The sequence below is a fragment of the Chryseobacterium daeguense DSM 19388 genome (assembly GCF_000430825.1).
Classification (GTDB): domain Bacteria; phylum Bacteroidota; class Bacteroidia; order Flavobacteriales; family Weeksellaceae; genus Chryseobacterium; species Chryseobacterium daeguense.
This window is the reverse complement of record NZ_AUMT01000021.1, coordinates 1-17532: the sequence shown is the minus strand read 5'-3', so window position 1 is coordinate 17532 and position 17532 is coordinate 1. Positions and strand designations below refer to the sequence as shown.

Below are 17532 nucleotides of genomic sequence, written 5' to 3'. Positions count from 1 at the left end.
ATTTTCTAAGTTGACAAGCTTAGAACCTTATGAAATACCAATAGAATTTTTCTGATACCGTTATTTATGATATAGGTGATTTTTTATCAATGGTTTATTATTTGCTTACGTCTAAACCACCCCGTCGTAAATTTCTTTGAAATTTCAGCCACCCCTCCAGAGGAGGGGAATTCCGTGCTGTCATTTCGAAAGCAGAAATCATTAGAGCCTTGTCAAGGTTTAAAACCTTGACAAGGCTCATAAAATCAACACTTTTCAATTCACCTTTTTAAGCCATTCCAAAATATATCCGGCAACTTCCTCCCAATTTTTTTCACCCGCAATAAAGTGGCTTCTGCCCGGAAATTCTTTAAAATCTACAATACTATTTTTGTCGGTATACGCACTGGCGATTTTTCTTGAAAATGCAGCCGGGAAAATATTGTCTTTTTCACCCGCGATAAACAATAAGGGTGCATGAGGTTTCTTTAAGTCTAATTTTGCTGAAGATTTGAACAAAGGATCCTTAGCCAGCTTTCTGCTTTCAGGAGCCGCAACGGTTTCATATAGCTTATCACTTTCTTCTTTAGAATAATTATTGAAAAATGCTTTGTGATACCATTCTTTAGAACCCATAAATACGGTGTTTCCTTTGAAGAAATTCACAACCGGCCAAACAATTTTCACGGTAGAAAAAGGAGCCATTACATTTTTTGGCGGAGCGCCGTCGATACTTACCCCGGCAACAGCTTTACATCAATCAGTTTCTGAACCATCAGGCCCCCGAATGAATGCCCGACAATAATCGGTTTTTCCGGAAGTGTATCAATAAATCCTGATAAATGATTCACCACATCATCAAATCCCACATCTTTCAGATCTACCGGAATATTTTTCTTTAAATCTACAGGATTTCCGGCGTGCCCCGGATTTGCAGGTGTATGTACGGTATAGCCCTGACCTTCGAAATACGTTTTCCATTCTTTCCAGCTTGTATTGTTCACAAATAATCCATGAATTAATACGATAGTTTTTGTTTTCATAACTTTTATTTTTTATTGGTTTTAAATTATGAGACAAAGTTCCGCGAATAAAATGAGGATAATTTTAACCTTGGTTAAAATCGTATTACTTACCGGAAATTCTTTTTCTGATTCTGCTTAGAGACGGCCCCTGAATGCCTAAATAAGAGGAAATATGATATAACGGAACATTATTAAAAATATCAGGATGCTGTTTGATCAGGTCCAGATAGCGTTCTTCAGGGGATTTTAAAATAAACCCTTCAATCCTGGACATGGTAACATTAAATGCCTCCTGTGCCAGAAGCCTTCCAAATTTTTCCCAGCGGTGCGACTGATGATACAGCGCCAAAAGATCTGTGTAACGAATATAAATAATAAAAGCATCCGTAAGAGCCTGTGTATGATAATCACAGGGAATCTGGTTGATAAAACTTTTAAAAGAGACTACAAAACCGTTGGCAGAATACAGGAAAACATTTTTCTCTTCCCCTGTTTTTTCATCAATGGTGTAAGAACGGAAAACACCGTCCACAATAAAACCAAAATACGTGCAAACCGTACCGCGAAGATTATAGAAATCACCTTTTTTATAACTTTTGGGCAGCCAAAAATTTTCAGACATTTTAAAATCTTCTTCCGCAAGACCTGCGAAATGATTGAGCGCAAAAGCCAGTTTTTCTATTGGTTCCATGGTTTTAGTTTTAAGTTAAATCACAAATGCGGTGGCTGAGGCTCTCGAAGCCACCCACATTATTATAATTCTTTACTTCCTATTTTATCAATTTCCAAAGAAGGTTTTTTCGTCTGTTCTTTTGTAAATTTCTTTTCAAGATAGGTATGAAATGCGTACACCACAGCAATAGCAAACAGCCAGCTTATAAAATTAACAAATGTAAACCTTCCAAAGTCATTGTTATTCACAAACTCAGGATTTGCAAGCTTTTCATAAATTATATAACAAAAAAGGAATAAGAATTGAAATCCGAGATAAATTGCAATGGCTAAAAGCCCCAGTTGCCACTTCGTCTTTCCAAATCTCTCTGCTAATCCGGCATAATACCTGTATGCTCCGATCATAATAAAAATTGACATCATAATGTTTTGTGTTTTTAATAATTAAAGTTTAAACTTTTATTTAAAATCATACCCTACATCCACCAGATAAAGCCCATGCGCCGGTGCAGAAGTTCCTGCAGAATTACGATGCTTATCTTCAATTACTTTTCGTAAATCTTCAGGCTTTAATTTTCCGGAACCGATTTCTACCATTGTCCCAACAATCGCTCTTACCATATTTCTTAAAAAACGATTGGCTGAAACCGTAAATTTTAATTCGCTTCCGTTTTGCTCCCACTCTGCTTTGTAAATTGTACAAAGATTGGTCTTGTTATCGGTATGGAGTTTTGCAAAGCTCGTAAAATCTTCATATTCAAATAAAATTTTACAGGCTTTATTCATCTTATTAATATCTAAAGGTTTTCTCCAGTGCTGCCATGCAGATTCTTCCGTGAAGGGATTTTTTTCCAGGGAAATATAATATTCATACGTTCTGAAAGTGGCATCAAAACGGGCATGAAAATCATCTTTTACCCTAAAAATTCTTTTAATTGAAATATCGGGTGGTAAGAAACTGTTCAGCCTGCGCGGAAGGTCATCATCCAGCATTTTTTCCGTATCAAAATGGGCAAAAATTTTCTTTGCGTGAACACCGGTATCGGTTCTTCCCGCTCCTGTAGTTTTAATTTCTTCTCTTAAAATTGTGGAAAGCGCTTTTTCCAGTTCTTCCTGCACGGAAATGGCATTCGGCTGGATCTGATAGCCGAAATAATTTTTACCGTTGTAAGAAAATTCAATAAAATATCTCAATGTAATTAAAATAAATATCTGTTGTACATTTCGATACGATTAGTATCAGGTTGTATTTTTTCAATAAACGAAGTGGCTTTGTTAAACTTTAAAGATGTGTTTTAATAAAACTTTGTTTAACCTTGCGAGAAAACCTAAACGCAAAGACAGACAAAATTTAATTCATCTAAATATTTTAAAGATAAACAAAGGCGTTTCACCTATCACAGAAAGACAAGCTAAAATGCACACAGGATTATAACTCTACAAAAATAATCTAATTTAATGATAATCAATAATTGATTATTTAAAATAAATGTGGAAAAGTCGATACCATATTAAGTAAAATCCCTGTGAAATTTCCTATTTTTGCAAACGTATGAAAAGATGGTACCTTTATCCTTTTTCCCTCGGTTATCACATGGTAACGGGTATCCGAAACACAATGTATGATCTGGGAATTTTAAAATCGACAAAATTCAGGACTCCGATAATCTGTGTCGGAAACCTTTCCGTAGGCGGCAGCGGAAAATCGCCTATGGTAATGTATCTTGCTCAGTTTCTAGCCAAACATTACAGAACCGGCGTGCTTTCAAGAGGCTATGGCAGACTTACGAAAGGCTATGCTGTTACCAACTACGAAAGTAATTATAAAATGGTAGGCGATGAAGCCATGCAATTGTTTGAACGCTTCAAAAACCGTTTTGTGATTGCAGTTTCAGAAGAAAGAGTTCCCGGCGCAAAAAAAGTAATTGAGGACATGGATCTTGACGTTCTTGTACTGGATGATGCCATGCAGCACAGAGCTATTAAACCCGGATTCAATATTATGATGACGGATTTTAATGACCCTTATTTTAAAGACCATTTGCTTCCTGCGGGAGATTTGAGGGAATCCAGAGCAGGATCAAGAAGGGCCGATATTATCATGGTAAGCAAATGCCCGGACGAGCTTACAGAAGAAAAAAAGCAATACTACATTTCCAGAATACGGCCTTCCCACAGGCAAAAGGTATTCTTTTCTTCCATAGGATATGACGAAAATGTATATGGAAGAGAAAAAATGCTTCCCGACAACAACCTGAACTATTATGACATCCTGCTGATTACAGGAATTGCGAATCCAAAACCTTTATTGGAGCATCTGGCAAAATTCTCACAAAGAGTAACCCATTTGAAATTCAGGGACCATCACAATTTCACCGACGATGATATTAAAAAAATCATTGCAGAATACAAAAAGCTGGGTGAATATAAATTAATCTTAACCACAGAAAAAGACTATGTGCGTCTGAAAACTTTTGACTATCTTAGAGATATTGTTTACTACTGGCCTATCAATGTAATTATTGATAAGAAAGAAGAATTCAATCAAATCATCTTGGATTATGTTAAAAAGCATTAAGGAAACAGCAGATTTCATTAAAAATATCATTCGGGAAACTCCGGATTTTGCTATTGTTTTAGGTTCAGGATTAGGGAAGCTCCAGGATGAAGTGGAAGCCATTCATGTTCTGGAATACAAAGACATTCCCAATTTTCCACAGACAACGGTTGCAGGCCATACCGGAAAGCTGATCTACGGGTTACTGGAAGGCAAAAAAGTATTGATGATGAGCGGCCGCTTTCATTATTATGAAGGACATTCCATAGAAACCGTTACCTTCCCGATCAGGGTTTTTCATTTGCTTGGAATTAAAAATCTTATTCTTTCCAATGCTTCGGGCGGTGTAAATCCAAATTACAGCGTTGCAGACATTGCAATCGTAAAAGATCACATCAATATGATGCCGGAACATCCGCTCCGGGGAAGAAATATTGATGAATTGGGGCCGCGTTTTGTTGATATGAGCGAAGCTTACAGTAAAAAAATGATTGCCGCAGCGGAAAAAGCTGCCTCAGAAAATAATATTAAAATTCATCAGGGAATTTACGTTGCCTTACAAGGCCCCACTTTCGAAACACCTGCAGAATACGGAATGATCAAAGCCTTCGGCGGAGATATGGTTGGGATGAGTACCGTTCCGGAAGTTATCGTGGCAAAACACATGAATATGGATGTTTTCTGTATTTCCATTATTACAGATCTTGGCGGGCCGGATATTTCATTTTCCGTTTCCCATGAAGAAGTTTTGAATGCGGCTAATAAAGCCATGCCGAATGTAATAACCGTTGTAAAAGGATTGGTGAAAAATTATTTCTAAACTTTTAATTTTTACTTCTTTCATTAAACTATTTTCACAACGTTTATGATTTTAAATATCTTATTTACCGAATTTTGGGTTAATTGAAATTCTCAATCTCTTAAATTTCTCCTAAATCATAAGAAACCTGCCACAAATTATAATTCAATGTTTAGATTTGCATTAAATGAAATTGAAAAAATGAAAAAATTATTATTACTGCTTACATTGAGCATTTTCGGATTAGGCTGCTCACAACAAACTCCCAAAGTCCTTAAAACAGGTTTTTCCAAAGAAGCGCTCAATCAGAAGCTTGAAGATGAAGAGGGAAAAACCATTACCATACAGCAGATTCTCGATCAGCATAAAGGAAAAGTATTAGTAATAGATTTCTGGGCCGGATGGTGCAGAGATTGCCTGAAAGCCCTTCCAAAAGCCAAAGAATTAGAAGAAAACAACAAGAATGTAGATTTTGTATTCTTTTCACTGGAAAGATCAAAAGAAGGTTTTGATAAAAGTCTGGACAGGTTTGAAATGAAGGAAAAAGAGAATTACTGGTTTGCTTCCGGCTGGAAAAATGACTTTAACAATTACGTCGACCTCAACTGGATCCCAAGATATATGGTCATTGATCAAAAATCTGCCATTGCAAAATACTACGCTATTTCTCCTGAAGACCCTGAAATTCAATCTACGATAGATCAACTTTTAAAATAATGTCTATGATTTTAAGAGAAGCCACACCACAGGATTTGCCTGTTCTTTTAGAATTTGAGCAGGGAGTAATTGATTCGGAAAGACCTTTCGATAAAACCTTAGCGGATAGGCAAATTCACTATTATGACCTCAATTTTCTCATGACATCTGATGATGCCTGCCTAATCGTTGCAGAAGAAAATAATCAAGTTGTTGCATCCGGATATGCTCTCATAAAGCAGCCTGCAAAAAATATTTATGATTTTACACAGTATGCTTATCTGGGATTTATGTTTGTAAAGCCTGAGCACAGGGGAAAAGGCATCAATCAGAAAATTGTTGACAAGCTGATCAGCTGGGCAAAGACCAAAAACCTTTCAGAGATCAGGCTGGAAGTTTATGATCAAAACGAACCTGCCGTGAAGGCTTATGAAAAAGCTGGATTTGAACCTCTTATGCTTACGATGAGATTGAAAGTATAACATTTTCAACCATAAAAAATAAATGAATCCATATCTTTGTAATATGGATTTTTCTTTTCCCATCCGCAAAATTATTCATGTAGATATGGATGCATTTTATGCTTCCGTGGAGCAGCATGATAATCCTGCATTGAGAGGAAAAGCTATTGCCGTGGGAGGCGGACATCGCGGTGTAGTTTCGGCGGCAAGCTATGAAGCAAGAAAGTTCGGGGTTCGGTCAGCCATGCCCAGTAAAACAGCAAAAGAAAAATGCCCGCATCTTATTTTTGTTCCGCCGAGATTTCCGCGGTATAAAGAGATTTCGAGGAAAATCCGTGAAATTTTTCATGAATATACCGATCTTGTAGAGCCGCTTTCTTTAGATGAAGCCTATCTTGATGTTACTGAAAACAAAAAAGGAATAGAATCTGCGAATCAGATTGCAAAAGAAATCCGCCAGAAAATCTTTGAACAAACCGGCTTAACTGCTTCTGCCGGAATTTCGGTTAATAAATTTCTGGCTAAAGTAGCATCAGATATCAATAAGCCAAACGGCCAGAAAACCATTCATCCGGACAAGATCGAAAGTTTTCTGGAGGAATTGCCGGTTGAAAAATTTTACGGCGTAGGAAAAGTTACAGCGAACAAAATGTTTAGTTTAGGTATTTATAAAGGAAAAGATTTAAAAAAGAAAACCTACGAAGAACTGACCAGAATGTTCGGAAAATCCGGCGGATATTATTATAATGTTGTTCGCGGAATCCACAATTCTGAGGTAAAACCTCATCGCATCCAGAAAAGCGTTGCCGTGGAAAGAACATTTTTTGAAGACCTTTTTGATGAGCAGCAGATCAATGAGAAATTGCAGAGCTTAAGCGAAGAACTTCATCAGCGTTTACAGAAGAATAATATTATGGGGCGTACTTTAACTTTAAAAATCAAATATAAAGACTTCTCCCTTTTTACCCGAAGCATCACAAAAGAAGAATATTTTTCATCTCCCGAGCAATATTTTAGCACCGGAAAAAAACTCTGGGAGCTGCGCCCCTATGACAAAGCTGTACGATTGCTGGGGCTATCCCTTTCACAGCTTAATACGGAAGAAAAAAAACAGGTTTCCGTTCAACTAAAAATCCCGTTTAAAGAATTCGAAAGCGATTAACACATTCTTAAGTTCATCTTTTCTTAGTATACCTTATTATAATTCGAATATATTATGAAAAGAGCTTTTGCTGTATTGTTTAGTAAAAATTAAGTCTTTCACTTCTGGGAGATGAACGCTAAAATCTCCATTCTTACCACATTTATCAGTGTATGAGTGTTCTGGAAAATAATTCCAGGAAAAATGTTTAGCATCTATCATTTTGAGTTCTATTCCACCCCAGCCTACTCCACATAATACACCCTGGTAATAAAGGTTGAGTATTTTTCTAATTTTATTATATCTTTGAGACGTTATTCTATAAACACTTAAACTAGGAGAAAAATAATCCTCTATGATTTTCCTTCCATCATTTTCAAAAATAAAATGTTGTACAATAAGAACATCTTTATAATATTTTATTTCATTTTCTCTAAAACCGGTTTTCGAAAGCTTTTTGTCAACTTTAGTTATTTTAAGCAATATTGTTTTATTATCAAAAACAGCTTTCCAGGTTCCTATAAACGGTTTAAAATCATTATTTAGGTCTTTTAAATATACATTAGGTTTTATGTCATCTAAGGGTGTTGTATTTAATGGTAAAATTTTTTCTTGTGCGTTGCAAAAGATTACTAGAAAAATTACTAGAAATGTTATTAAATTTTTCATTACGGATTGTTAAATAAAATTATAGGATTGAACTTGCAACTATTGATTTCACTCCCTATTGGGGAGGAACGAACAGTGGACATAGCCTGCCCGTAGCATGGGACTCTGATTTACAAAAATTCACACCAATAAAAGGTGATATTTTTGAAAAAAAGAATCGTTTGGCAAAAGCTTTCAGAATAAGCTTTAAATTAAAAAATGAATGGTCCAAAAATATTGCCCCTCTTTTATCAAATAAACTTACATTTCCTATTGAGAGCATAAAAAATGATCATTGGGAAGATGTTACAGACCAACATTCTCCTACAAATGATATCATATTTGTTATACCTGAAAATAAAGAGAAAATTGCCTACATATGTGTTTATAGTTTTGGTTCTTGGAAGCCTATTTTTTACGGAAAAAAAATAAAGTCACAACAATACTTGTTCAAAAAAATGGCTAGAAATGTAATCTACAGATTTGCCTATATGAATGAAAATCAAAAAATATCTTTATCAAAAGATGTGATCTATTTAAATAAGACAGGAGAATTGGAAACCCTAAACGACACAAGCATTATAACTAATAATCATCTCATTAATAATTTGAAAATAAGTAAAATCAATGTGGGCAGTGAAGCATGGATAAAAAAAAATACATCATACACAATTAATTTCCTTGATAACAATGGAGAATGGAAACCTATAAAATCTTCATTTTCGGGAAAAGATTCTTTAATTGTATTTAAAAATATTCCGCTAAAAAAAGTTTATATACTTAAAAACAATTCTACTCACAAAAACCTGGAACGGCCATTCATGATAGAAAATTCAGATATTGTTTGGTTTTGATAAAAACAGGTTTCCGTTCAACTAAAAATCCCGTTTAAGGAATTCGAATAGTAATCTTTGAAAAATTTTCACTACATTGTAATAACCAAATTTTTACAATTTATGAATGAAACGATGATTCAGTTTTTCCACTGGTATTCAGAAGGAGACGGAAAATTATGGAAAGAGGCAGAAAAAAATGCAAAATACTTAGCAGACCTGGGAATTACATCCGTGTGGTTTCCTCCCGCCTATAAAGGTGCAAACGGCGGACACTCCATCGGGTATGATGCTTATGATCTTTTTGATCTCGGAGAATTCGACCAAAAAGGCACCATCCCCACAAAATACGGCACCAAAGAAGATTATATAAAAGCTATCAAAGCCTTAAAAGAACAGAATATACAGGTTATTGTGGATATTGTTCTAGGACATAAAGGAGGCGGTGATGAGCTTGAATCTTTTAAAGCCGTAAAAGTAGACGAAGAAAACAGAGAAAAAATAATTTCAGACGAAATTGAAATTCAATCTTATACAAAATTTACCTTTCCGGGCCGCGGAAAAAAATATTCTGACTTCGAATGGAACTTCACCTGCTTCAGCGGAGTAGATTATGCTGAAGGAATGGATTCTCATATTTTTAAAATCAAAAATGAATACGGAACCGATTGGGAAGAGATGATCGATGATGAAAAAGGAAACTACGACTACCTCATGTATAACGACGTGGAACATCGTAATCCTTTCGTAAGAGAAGAGCTTAACAACTGGGCAAAATGGTATTTTGATCAGACAGATTTTGATGGGGTGAGACTGGATGCCCTGAAACATATTTCTTTTGATTTTTACAAAGAATGGCTTACTTTATTGCGTTCCAATTCAGGGAAAAACATCTTCGCGGTCGGTGAATACTGGGCGCCCGGATATCTTAATCTGCTTCAAAAATATATAGAGGTTACGGAAGGCTGCATGAGCCTGTTTGACAGCTCATTACAAAATAATTTCCATAATGCATCCAATGAAGGCGGCAATTATGATCTCAGAAGAATTTTTGAAGGAAGCCTTACCCAGGCTGATCCCATGCATTCGGTGAGCCTGGTGGATAATCATGATACACAGCCTCTTCAAGACTTGGAAGCGCCTGTTGAAGGATGGTTCAAGCCACTGGCATACGCCCTTATATTGTTGAGAAAAGATGGCTATCCATGCGTTTTTTACCCGGATCTTTATGGTGCTCATTATGTTGATAAAGACCGTGAAGGTAATGATCAGGAAATATTTCTGGATAAAGTTGACGGTATTGAAGAGCTTCTGAAAGCAAGAAAAAATCATGCTTACGGTGAGCAGCGAGATTATTTTGAAGATGCCAATTGTCTCGGCTGGGTACGCGAAGGAGATGAGGAGCATTCCGGATGTGCTGTAGTTTTAAGCAACAAGGATGCCTATGAAAAACCTATGGAAATGGGCGAAAAATATATCGGGAAAACATTCTATGACCTGTTGGGAAGATTTGAGGATAAGGTAACGATAGACGAAAATGGCTGGGGAAGCTTTCCTGTCCCGGCAGGAAATGTGAGTGTTTGGGTTGCTGAATAATATTTAAACACAAATATCACTAATACTTCACAAATGACACTAGTTATTTTTAATGTTTGAATTTGTGGTATTTGTGTTTAATAATAAAACTAAACTTTTCGGAGTTCCAGGATTTCAGGCCTTTCTGAAGTGTCTGATATTTTTCCCGTTCTGGCAAACTCTGCCCAGAGTGAACGCAATTTTTTTCCGTTTTCCTCAATATATTCCCACGGAACATCTTTTAATAATGCCGAAGATTTCCATGCAGACTCGTTAGCAAAGATCAAAGGAAGATCGATACAGTGAGATGCACCGATATAATTATTTTTTAAGGTTGAATGAATTTTATACTGGTAAACATTTCCTCCCCCTTCTGCGTAATTTTTCGCAAAAATGCCGGCGGGTTTTTCATAAATAAATTGGGTGGTAGCCCGAACTATTTTATTCAGAATTCTTTCATTGAGGTAAGTATAAATCCCTGTTTCAGCTGTTTTTACGTAAAATGCTGTTTCATCTTGGTTTAAGCCTATCAAGACATCATACTTTTTTGCGTTTTTCTTCCATTGGCTCAGGGTTTCTTCCTCCCTGCACAAAGGCGCAAACCCGTACTGAGTGCAAAACGGCATTGAAGTTTTTAAACCATATTTTCTGAATAATGGCAAAAGTTTCGTATAACTTTCAGTCATTTTCAAGGGATCAGGTTCATTTTTTAAAAAGTCAGTTTTCCTTAAAAATTCAAGAGACATCCCGCTTCTTTTAATTCTGAAACCAAGCGGAGCACTTTGAATAATTACCCTTTGAAACAAATCTTCAACCCCTTCTGAAATCATCAGATGCGCAATGGCATCACCTCCGGAAGACTGTCCAAAAAGTGTAATATTTTCAGAATTTCCTCCAAAGCTGTAAATATTTTTTTTAATCCACCGTAAAGCTTCAATGATATCAAACAACCCAAGATTGGCCGGCCTCTCATCGCTTCCGCCCAAAAATCCGAAAAGTCCGAGCCGATAAGAAAGTGAAACAACAATGATATTCTGTTCCTTCACCCATACCGAAGGATCAGAAGTGGGAAGATCTCCACAGCCGATTTCGTATGAACCCCCATGAATCCAAACTACAACGGGAAGTTTTTCATCTTCAATATTTTTTTCCGGGCGTGTAATGGTAAGGAATTGCGGTGACTCGTCCGGCTGAAATTTTTCCACATCCGTTTTCTGAATCAATCTTTCCAGGAGCGGACTGATGTTTTGCGGGCAAACCGGGATTTTATCTGCAATTTCCTCAACAGCCGACTCTACACGAACGGGCATTTTAAATCTGTCGGAACGGGCATAGCGGATACTCCTGGCTTTGATAACACCATTTTCTTTTAGCGCTAAAATTTTTCCAAATGAGGTTTGAAAAGTATGGGTACTTTTATTTTGCTGTGTTGTCATCCTACTTGCTTTAAGCAATAAGCTAAAGGCTTTAAGCCTAGATTTTCAATTACAATTTACAAAATTTTACTTTTTTAAACACAAATAGCAGAAATTTCAGTAATCTTTTAGTGTTAAAGATTAATTTAAAGTTTTAAACTCGCTGGGAGAAACCCCAACTTTACTTTTAAAAAGCCTTGTGAAATGCTGAGGATATTTAAATCCTAAGTTGTAAGAAATTTCACTGATGGATTTTGATGGTACAAAAATCTGTTCTTTTGCCACCTCAATCAGCTTATTATGAATAAATTCCTGAGCAGAAATCCCCAATTCCTTTTTAATTAAATCCCCAAAATAATTCGCCGAAAGATTAAGTTGTTCCGCAAAATAATTGACCATGGGAAAACCTATATTTTTAGGTTTATCAGATTTAAGATAATCATTCAGTAAATTATCAAACTTTCCTATAACCCCCTGGTTGACATGATCTCTGGTAATGAACTGCCGATCGTAGAAACGCATGCAGTAATTCAGAAAAAGCTCAATATTATTTACAATTAAAGATTTGCTGTGCTTATCAATGGACTGTTCAAGCTCAAGCTTAATGTTTTTAAAGCATTCCAATATAATTTCCCTCTCCTTCTCTGAAAGATGCAGCGCTTCATGAACATCGTATGAAAAGAAGTTGTACTCTTTTATATTTTTACCAAGATTGGTTCCCTTCAACAAATCAGGATGAAAAATAAGGGCAAAACCTGCCGGCTGAATGAATCTGTCTTTATTGTAAATTCCATACGTCTGCCCGGGAGCGATGAAAACCAAAGTCCCTTCCTGATAATCATAGCTGTGCTTTCCATACAGCATATCTCCACACATCACATCTTTCAGGAAAACGGTATAGAAACCAAACGTTCTCTGATGCTGGCAGATAGGATCGGATTTAGAAAAATCTATCACGCTTACCAAAGGATGCAAGGTTTCATGATTTGCCATTTTATTATATTCCGAGACACTATTGTAGATTTCAACGACCTGATTTTCCATGAAGTACATTTTTATTTCTATTCAAAATTACCACTTTCCGGCGGACATTTCCTGATGCCTGTAAAATTGGTAAATCTTTCTGTAATTTGTATAAGTATTGTTACATTTAATCTGTCGATTTTTGTATCAGGAAAAATTAAATCGTATTAAAATTAAACTAAACCTTAAAGATACATATGAAGACATTCACAGTAAAAGCTTACGGAGCAGAGTCTAAGACTGCTGATCTAAAAGAATTGCAGATTACCAGAAGAGAAGTAACCGCAACAGATGTAGAAATTGAAATTCTCTATTGCGGAGTTTGCCACTCAGATCTTCACACCGCCCGAAATGACTGGGGCGGAACCATGTATCCGGCAGTTCCGGGACACGAAATCGTGGGCAGAATCACTAAAACAGGAAGTGATGTAACCAAATTTAAAGTTGGCGATCTTGCTGCTGTAGGATGTCTTGTAGACTCATGCGGACATTGTGAAAGCTGCAAGCAGGATCTTGAACAATATTGCCTGAATGGCTTCACGGGAACTTACAACGGAAAAGATCAGCATTTAGGAGGCCATACATTTGGCGGTTATTCTCAAAAAGTTGTTGTCACTGAAAATTTTGTTTTGAAAGTACCGGAAAAACTGGATTTAGCAGCTGTTGCACCACTTCTTTGTGCCGGAATTACTACATGGTCACCACTAAAGCACTGGAATGTGGGACCAAATTCTAAAGTTGCCGTAGTAGGACTTGGAGGATTAGGCCACATGGCGATAAAGCTGGCTAAAGGCTTGGGCGCGGAAGTGACCTTATTTTCAAGAACTCCCGGGAAAACTGAAGATGCGAAGCAATTGGGAGCAGATCATGTTGTAATTTCCACCGATGATACCCAAATGGATTCCGTAAAAGGAAAATTTGATGTTATCATTGATACTATTCCTTATGTACATGATGTTAATCCTTATATTTCAACATTGAATATCAACGGTACATTGGTTATTGTAGGTTATTTGGGAGGTCTGGAACCAATGCTTAATACAGTTCCTATGATTATGGGAAGAAAATCCGTTGCAGGTTCTTTAATCGGAGGAATTGCGGAAACACAGGAAATGCTTGATTTCTGCGGTGAGCACAATATTGTTTCAGAAATTGAACTAATCAAAATGCAGGATATCAACGAAGCATACGGGAGAATGCTGAAAAGCGATGTAAAGTATCGTTTTGTAATTGATATGCAGTCTTTATAATTCTTCGTATATTTTTAACTAAGCTCTCACATACCTTTGTGGGAGCTTTTTTTATAACAAATTTTTAAAGCTTAACTGTCAGTTATTGTATTTTAAGCTTTACATTTCTCATATTTGCCAGCCATATCTTCAAAAGCCCATTCCGCCATTGAATGAATAACCGGAATTAATCCTTTTCCTGCCTGGCTAAGCTCATAAGTTACGTGAGGAGGAATAACCTGTTTTGCCGTTCTTATCACAAGCCCGTCACTTTCCAGCTGCTTCAGGTGCTGGATCAGCATCTTTTCTGTCACCGCAGGAATCGCGCGTTTCAATTCGCTATATCTTTTATCACCACTTGAAAGATGGTATAAAATTATAGGTTTCCAAAACCCGCCAATTCTCTCCATGACATAGGTTACCGGACAAAGATCCAACGCATATTTTTTATTCTGCTGGATAGTAGAGCTTTCTTTAATTGCTGTCATAATACATACTTTAGGGTAAGTACTTGTATAAAAGTAAGTACAAATATAACTTTGTTGCAGGAAATAAAAAAATATTTTATTATGAAAATTATAATCACAGGCTCATTAGGGAATGTAGCAAAACCACTTACCCAACAGTTAATTGCCGAAGGTCACGATATCACCGTAGTAAGCAGCAACGAATCTAAAAAAAGTGAAATTGAAAATTTAGGCGCAAAAGCTGCAATAGGTTCTATTACAGATTTAAATTTTTTAATCAGAACATTTGAAGGTACAGATGCTGCATTTTTGATGACACCTCCCAATATGGGTGGATCAGACATCGTTGAAAACACTGCTAATGCCGGTAAAAACTATGCTGAAGCCATCAGAAAAACAGGAATAAAGAAAATTGTCATGCTAAGCAGTATCGGTGCAGAATCACCGGTTGAAAACGGCCCTATCAAAGGCATCCATCACATTGAAAAATATTATAACGAACTGGAAAATACCTCAGTGACATTCCTAAGAGCAGGATATTTTTATATTAATTTTTTCAATGATATTCCAATGATTAAAAATGCAGGAATTATAGGTGCAAATTATTCTGAACAAACTCAAATTCCGCTCACACATCCCAAAGACATCGCCAAAGCTGCAGCAAAAGAGTTGACAAAAAATTCTACAGGAAAAACTATAAGCTATATTGTAAGCGATGTTCGTCCTGCGTCTGATCTTGCTAAAGCTTTCGGTAATGCCATTGGAAATCCAAATCTGCCGTGGGTGGAGTTCAAAGATGAAGATTCTCTGAATGCGATGCTGCAGGCCGGGATTCCACAGGAAATGGCAGGGCTGTACGCCGAAATGGGCAGAGGAATCCGAACCGGAGTGGTACAAAAAGATTTTATTAATCACGGTTCTCCTGTTGATGGGAAGATTAAACTGGAAGAGTTTGCAGAAGAATTTGCAGGAAAATTTAATGCATGAATTTAGCCGCTTCTATGTTTTTATCATTTAATTTTCGGCGAGCCTTTGGCTCGCCGAAAATTTTAAATTAAATTATTTGCTTTTTTTCAGCACTTTTTTCAGCACTTTCAGCTTTCCGTCAATAGGCTGAGGTATTTTTAATCCTAAAATTTCGGCAACTAAAGGATACACATTGATATTTTCAAATTCATCAATTACAAGGTTGTTCTTGAATTCCGGTCCCCACGCAAGAAATGAAGCTTTCATTTCCGGAACAATTTTCGGGTTATAACCATGCTTTCCAACCGCAGTTTTCTTTCCTTTTTCCAGAAATATTTTGGGAGCATTTGGAATTAATAAAATTTGCCCGATCCTGTTATATCGATCATCTTTTGTTCCGAAATGAAGATATTTCGGTAATTTTTTATCTAAATACACCTCATAATCATCGGTTTTATTGGCTTTTAATTTCTTGTAAACAGTTTTTACCTCATTTGGATTTTTAACGTAAATCCTTAACAATGTCTGAGAGTTATAAAAATCAAACCTGTTTTTATCAAAAAGAAGAGCAGGAATTTCCAATGGATTTCCGCCATCAACCTTAATCATTCCGTGGTCTGAGACAAAGATGAAATTGACATTTTTCAGCCCCAGACCATTTACTTTTTGAACCAACTCCCCTATTGCGTTGTCAACCAGGCGAACTGCCTCTTCCGTTTCTTTGGTATCCGGCCCGAAATGGTGCCCGCTTCCATCCACTTCCGGAAAGTATAATGAAATGAAATGCGGCCTTTTCTCCATTGGTAATTTTAACCAATTAATAACTTTATCAACCTTTTCCGAAGGCGAAAATTTTTCATGATAAGGATAATAATAGGTGGGTCTTGTTCCTCCTGCGTTACTTGCAGAACCCACCCACATCATAGAGGCAGAAACTATTCCCTGCTTTTCTGCAAGACTCCAAAGCGGAGTTCCGCCGTACCAGCTTCCGTCTTCCGCATTTTTTTTGTTGCTCATGGCATAAGCTTCGTCTCTTTTGTAATCATAAAAATAATTATCTATCAGACCATGGTGTGAAGGATATAATCCGGTAACCAACGTCCAATGATTCGGAAAAGTAATGCTTGGATAGCCCGGAATCATCGCCTGCGACTGAACTCCCTGACTGGAAAGCTTCAAAAGATTTTCAGCATTGTATTTTTTAGCATAATCATAACGGAATCCGTCTGCAGAAATCATAATCACATAAGGTTTTGTCTGTGCTTCCGAACTATTATACCGATTGGGAATAATAACCTGGGCAGTATCAACCTCAGCTTTCTGAGCAAAAACAGTTAATGAAAAAATTAAAACTAAAAATTGTAAACCTCGCTTCATTATAAAAATTTTCAACAAAGTTACTCCCTGTACTTTTGAAACAAAAGTTTCGCAGGTAAAAAAAATATTAAATGCTTTTTTTAGAATTGTTCAAAACACAGGTATTAATAAATCTATTGTTCTTTTCAAATAATTTAATATAACACGACAAGTTCTGTCGTATAGTATAATTAACTTTGCCTAAAGTTTATAAGTCAACACCTTATGAAAAAAATCATAATAAATCTCTTGGGAGAGAAGATAAAAAAAAAGTATTTTTGTGGTATCATTTAAACACAAATTCATGATGAATAAAAATTACTCTTTACTCGATATATGCATTTCCTATGCATGTCAAAATCAGCCATAAATAATTTTAACACAATATAAACAAAGGATGAAAAAACTTTACGGGTGTGCATTATCCTTATGCACTTTTTTGTGGAGTTGCTAACTTTGTTAGGACACAATTCTTATACTCTTTATCTTTAAGAGTATGAAAAAGATCAGAAAAAATTACAGTCTAGAGTTTAAGATCCAAGCAGTATCTTTAAGTGAGCAGCGAGGCAATGTATCCTCGGTAGCTGAAGAATTTGGGATCTGTAAAGAAAGTCTCGTTAATTGGCGAAAACTTCACAAAGAAGGTAAACTTAGCAAGGAAAAACAAATATCCTCTGATCCAATAAGGGA

At 36.3% G+C, this 17532-nt stretch carries 20 protein-coding genes; 10 read left to right on the top strand and 10 right to left on the bottom strand.

Annotated elements, in window-relative coordinates:
• Positions 1 to 255: 255 nt before the first annotated feature.
• The 5 genes from H560_RS23480 to truA form a co-directional block, all read right to left on the bottom strand.
• On the bottom strand, positions 256 to 684 hold the full coding sequence (locus H560_RS23480) for an alpha/beta hydrolase (RefSeq protein WP_228372508.1): 429 nt from the start codon (positions 682 to 684) through the stop codon (positions 256 to 258).
• 29 nt (positions 685 to 713) lie between these two features.
• Positions 714 to 1022 (bottom strand): alpha/beta hydrolase, encoded by a 309-nt coding sequence (locus H560_RS23475; RefSeq protein ID WP_228372507.1) that lies wholly within the window; start codon positions 1020 to 1022, stop codon positions 714 to 716.
• Between the two features lie 85 nt (positions 1023 to 1107).
• Positions 1108 to 1695: a Crp/Fnr family transcriptional regulator gene (locus tag H560_RS0118695; protein ID WP_027381398.1), complete on the bottom strand. Its 588-nt coding sequence runs from the start codon at positions 1693 to 1695 to the stop codon at positions 1108 to 1110.
• Positions 1696 to 1757: 62 nt separating this feature from the next.
• Positions 1758 to 2099 (bottom strand): hypothetical protein, encoded by a 342-nt coding sequence (locus H560_RS0118690; RefSeq protein ID WP_027381397.1) that lies wholly within the window; start codon positions 2097 to 2099, stop codon positions 1758 to 1760.
• 36 nt (positions 2100 to 2135) lie between these two features.
• Entirely contained in the window at positions 2136 to 2870 is a 735-nt protein-coding gene (gene truA, locus H560_RS0118685; protein ID WP_027381396.1) for a tRNA pseudouridine(38-40) synthase TruA, read from the bottom strand.
• Between the two features lie 358 nt (positions 2871 to 3228).
• Here truA and lpxK point away from each other — a divergent pair, with 358 nt between their 5' ends.
• The 5 genes from lpxK (at position 3229) to dinB (ending at position 7351) form a co-directional block, all read left to right on the top strand.
• A complete protein-coding gene (gene lpxK, locus H560_RS0118680) occupies positions 3229 to 4254 on the top strand; it encodes a tetraacyldisaccharide 4'-kinase (protein ID WP_027381395.1) in 1026 nt (341 codons plus the stop codon).
• Positions 4238 to 5053, top strand: coding sequence for a purine-nucleoside phosphorylase (locus H560_RS0118675; protein WP_027381394.1), 816 nt, complete (start codon positions 4238 to 4240; stop codon positions 5051 to 5053). Before lpxK ends, H560_RS0118675 begins: the two co-directional genes overlap by 17 nt.
• A 180-nt stretch (positions 5054 to 5233) precedes the next feature.
• Positions 5234 to 5749, top strand: coding sequence for a TlpA family protein disulfide reductase (locus H560_RS0118670; protein WP_027381393.1), 516 nt, complete (start codon positions 5234 to 5236; stop codon positions 5747 to 5749).
• Positions 5749 to 6210 carry a GNAT family N-acetyltransferase gene (locus tag H560_RS0118665; RefSeq protein ID WP_316929371.1) on the top strand — a complete coding sequence of 154 codons (462 nt, stop codon included), beginning with the start codon at positions 5749 to 5751 and terminating at the stop codon, positions 6208 to 6210. The genes H560_RS0118670 and H560_RS0118665 overlap by 1 nt, the downstream gene beginning before the upstream one ends.
• 43 nt (positions 6211 to 6253) lie before the next feature.
• A complete protein-coding gene (gene dinB, locus H560_RS0118660; RefSeq protein ID WP_027381391.1) occupies positions 6254 to 7351 on the top strand; it encodes a DNA polymerase IV in 1098 nt (365 codons plus the stop codon).
• Positions 7352 to 7387: 36 nt separating this feature from the next.
• Here dinB and H560_RS0118655 read toward each other — a convergent pair whose 3' ends face one another.
• Positions 7388 to 7999, bottom strand: a complete 612-nt coding sequence (locus H560_RS0118655) for a DUF6705 family protein (protein ID WP_027381390.1) — start codon at positions 7997 to 7999, stop codon at positions 7388 to 7390.
• Between the two features lie 161 nt (positions 8000 to 8160).
• On the opposite strand from H560_RS0118655, the gene H560_RS0118650 reads away from it, so the two are divergent.
• Positions 8161 to 8832, top strand: coding sequence for a hypothetical protein (locus tag H560_RS0118650; RefSeq protein WP_027381389.1), 672 nt, complete (start codon positions 8161 to 8163; stop codon positions 8830 to 8832).
• A 102-nt stretch (positions 8833 to 8934) separates the two neighbouring features.
• Complete coding sequence (locus tag H560_RS0118645) at positions 8935 to 10407, top strand: alpha-amylase (protein WP_027381388.1); 1473 nt, start codon at positions 8935 to 8937, stop codon at positions 10405 to 10407.
• 89 nt (positions 10408 to 10496) lie between these two features.
• On the opposite strand, the gene H560_RS0118640 is transcribed toward H560_RS0118645, so the two are convergent.
• Both H560_RS0118640 and H560_RS0118635 read right to left on the bottom strand, forming a co-directional pair.
• Positions 10497 to 11822, bottom strand: a complete 1326-nt coding sequence (locus tag H560_RS0118640; RefSeq protein WP_027381387.1) for a carboxylesterase family protein — start codon at positions 11820 to 11822, stop codon at positions 10497 to 10499.
• Between the two features lie 120 nt (positions 11823 to 11942).
• Entirely contained in the window at positions 11943 to 12845 is a 903-nt protein-coding gene (locus H560_RS0118635) for a helix-turn-helix domain-containing protein (protein WP_027381386.1), read from the bottom strand.
• Between the two features lie 176 nt (positions 12846 to 13021).
• On the opposite strand from H560_RS0118635, the gene H560_RS0118630 reads away from it, so the two are divergent.
• Complete coding sequence (locus tag H560_RS0118630) at positions 13022 to 14074, top strand: NAD(P)-dependent alcohol dehydrogenase (protein ID WP_027381385.1); 1053 nt, start codon at positions 13022 to 13024, stop codon at positions 14072 to 14074.
• A 92-nt stretch (positions 14075 to 14166) separates the two neighbouring features.
• On the opposite strand, the gene H560_RS0118625 is transcribed toward H560_RS0118630, so the two are convergent.
• The gene (locus tag H560_RS0118625; protein ID WP_027381384.1) at positions 14167 to 14541 is read right to left on the bottom strand and encodes a winged helix-turn-helix transcriptional regulator; all 375 of its coding nucleotides are present in this window, start codon (positions 14539 to 14541) and stop codon (positions 14167 to 14169) included.
• A gap of 81 nt (positions 14542 to 14622) precedes the next feature.
• Here H560_RS0118625 and H560_RS0118620 point away from each other — a divergent pair, with 81 nt between their 5' ends.
• Positions 14623 to 15507, top strand: coding sequence for an SDR family oxidoreductase (locus H560_RS0118620; protein WP_027381383.1), 885 nt, complete (start codon positions 14623 to 14625; stop codon positions 15505 to 15507).
• Between the two features lie 72 nt (positions 15508 to 15579).
• Here H560_RS0118620 and H560_RS0118615 read toward each other — a convergent pair whose 3' ends face one another.
• Entirely contained in the window at positions 15580 to 16863 is a 1284-nt protein-coding gene (locus tag H560_RS0118615; RefSeq protein ID WP_027381382.1) for an alkaline phosphatase family protein, read from the bottom strand.
• Between the two features lie 475 nt (positions 16864 to 17338).
• On the opposite strand from H560_RS0118615, the gene H560_RS0118610 reads away from it, so the two are divergent.
• On the top strand, positions 17339 to 17532 hold a 194-nt coding region (locus H560_RS0118610; protein ID WP_027381381.1), incomplete at its 3' end, for a transposase.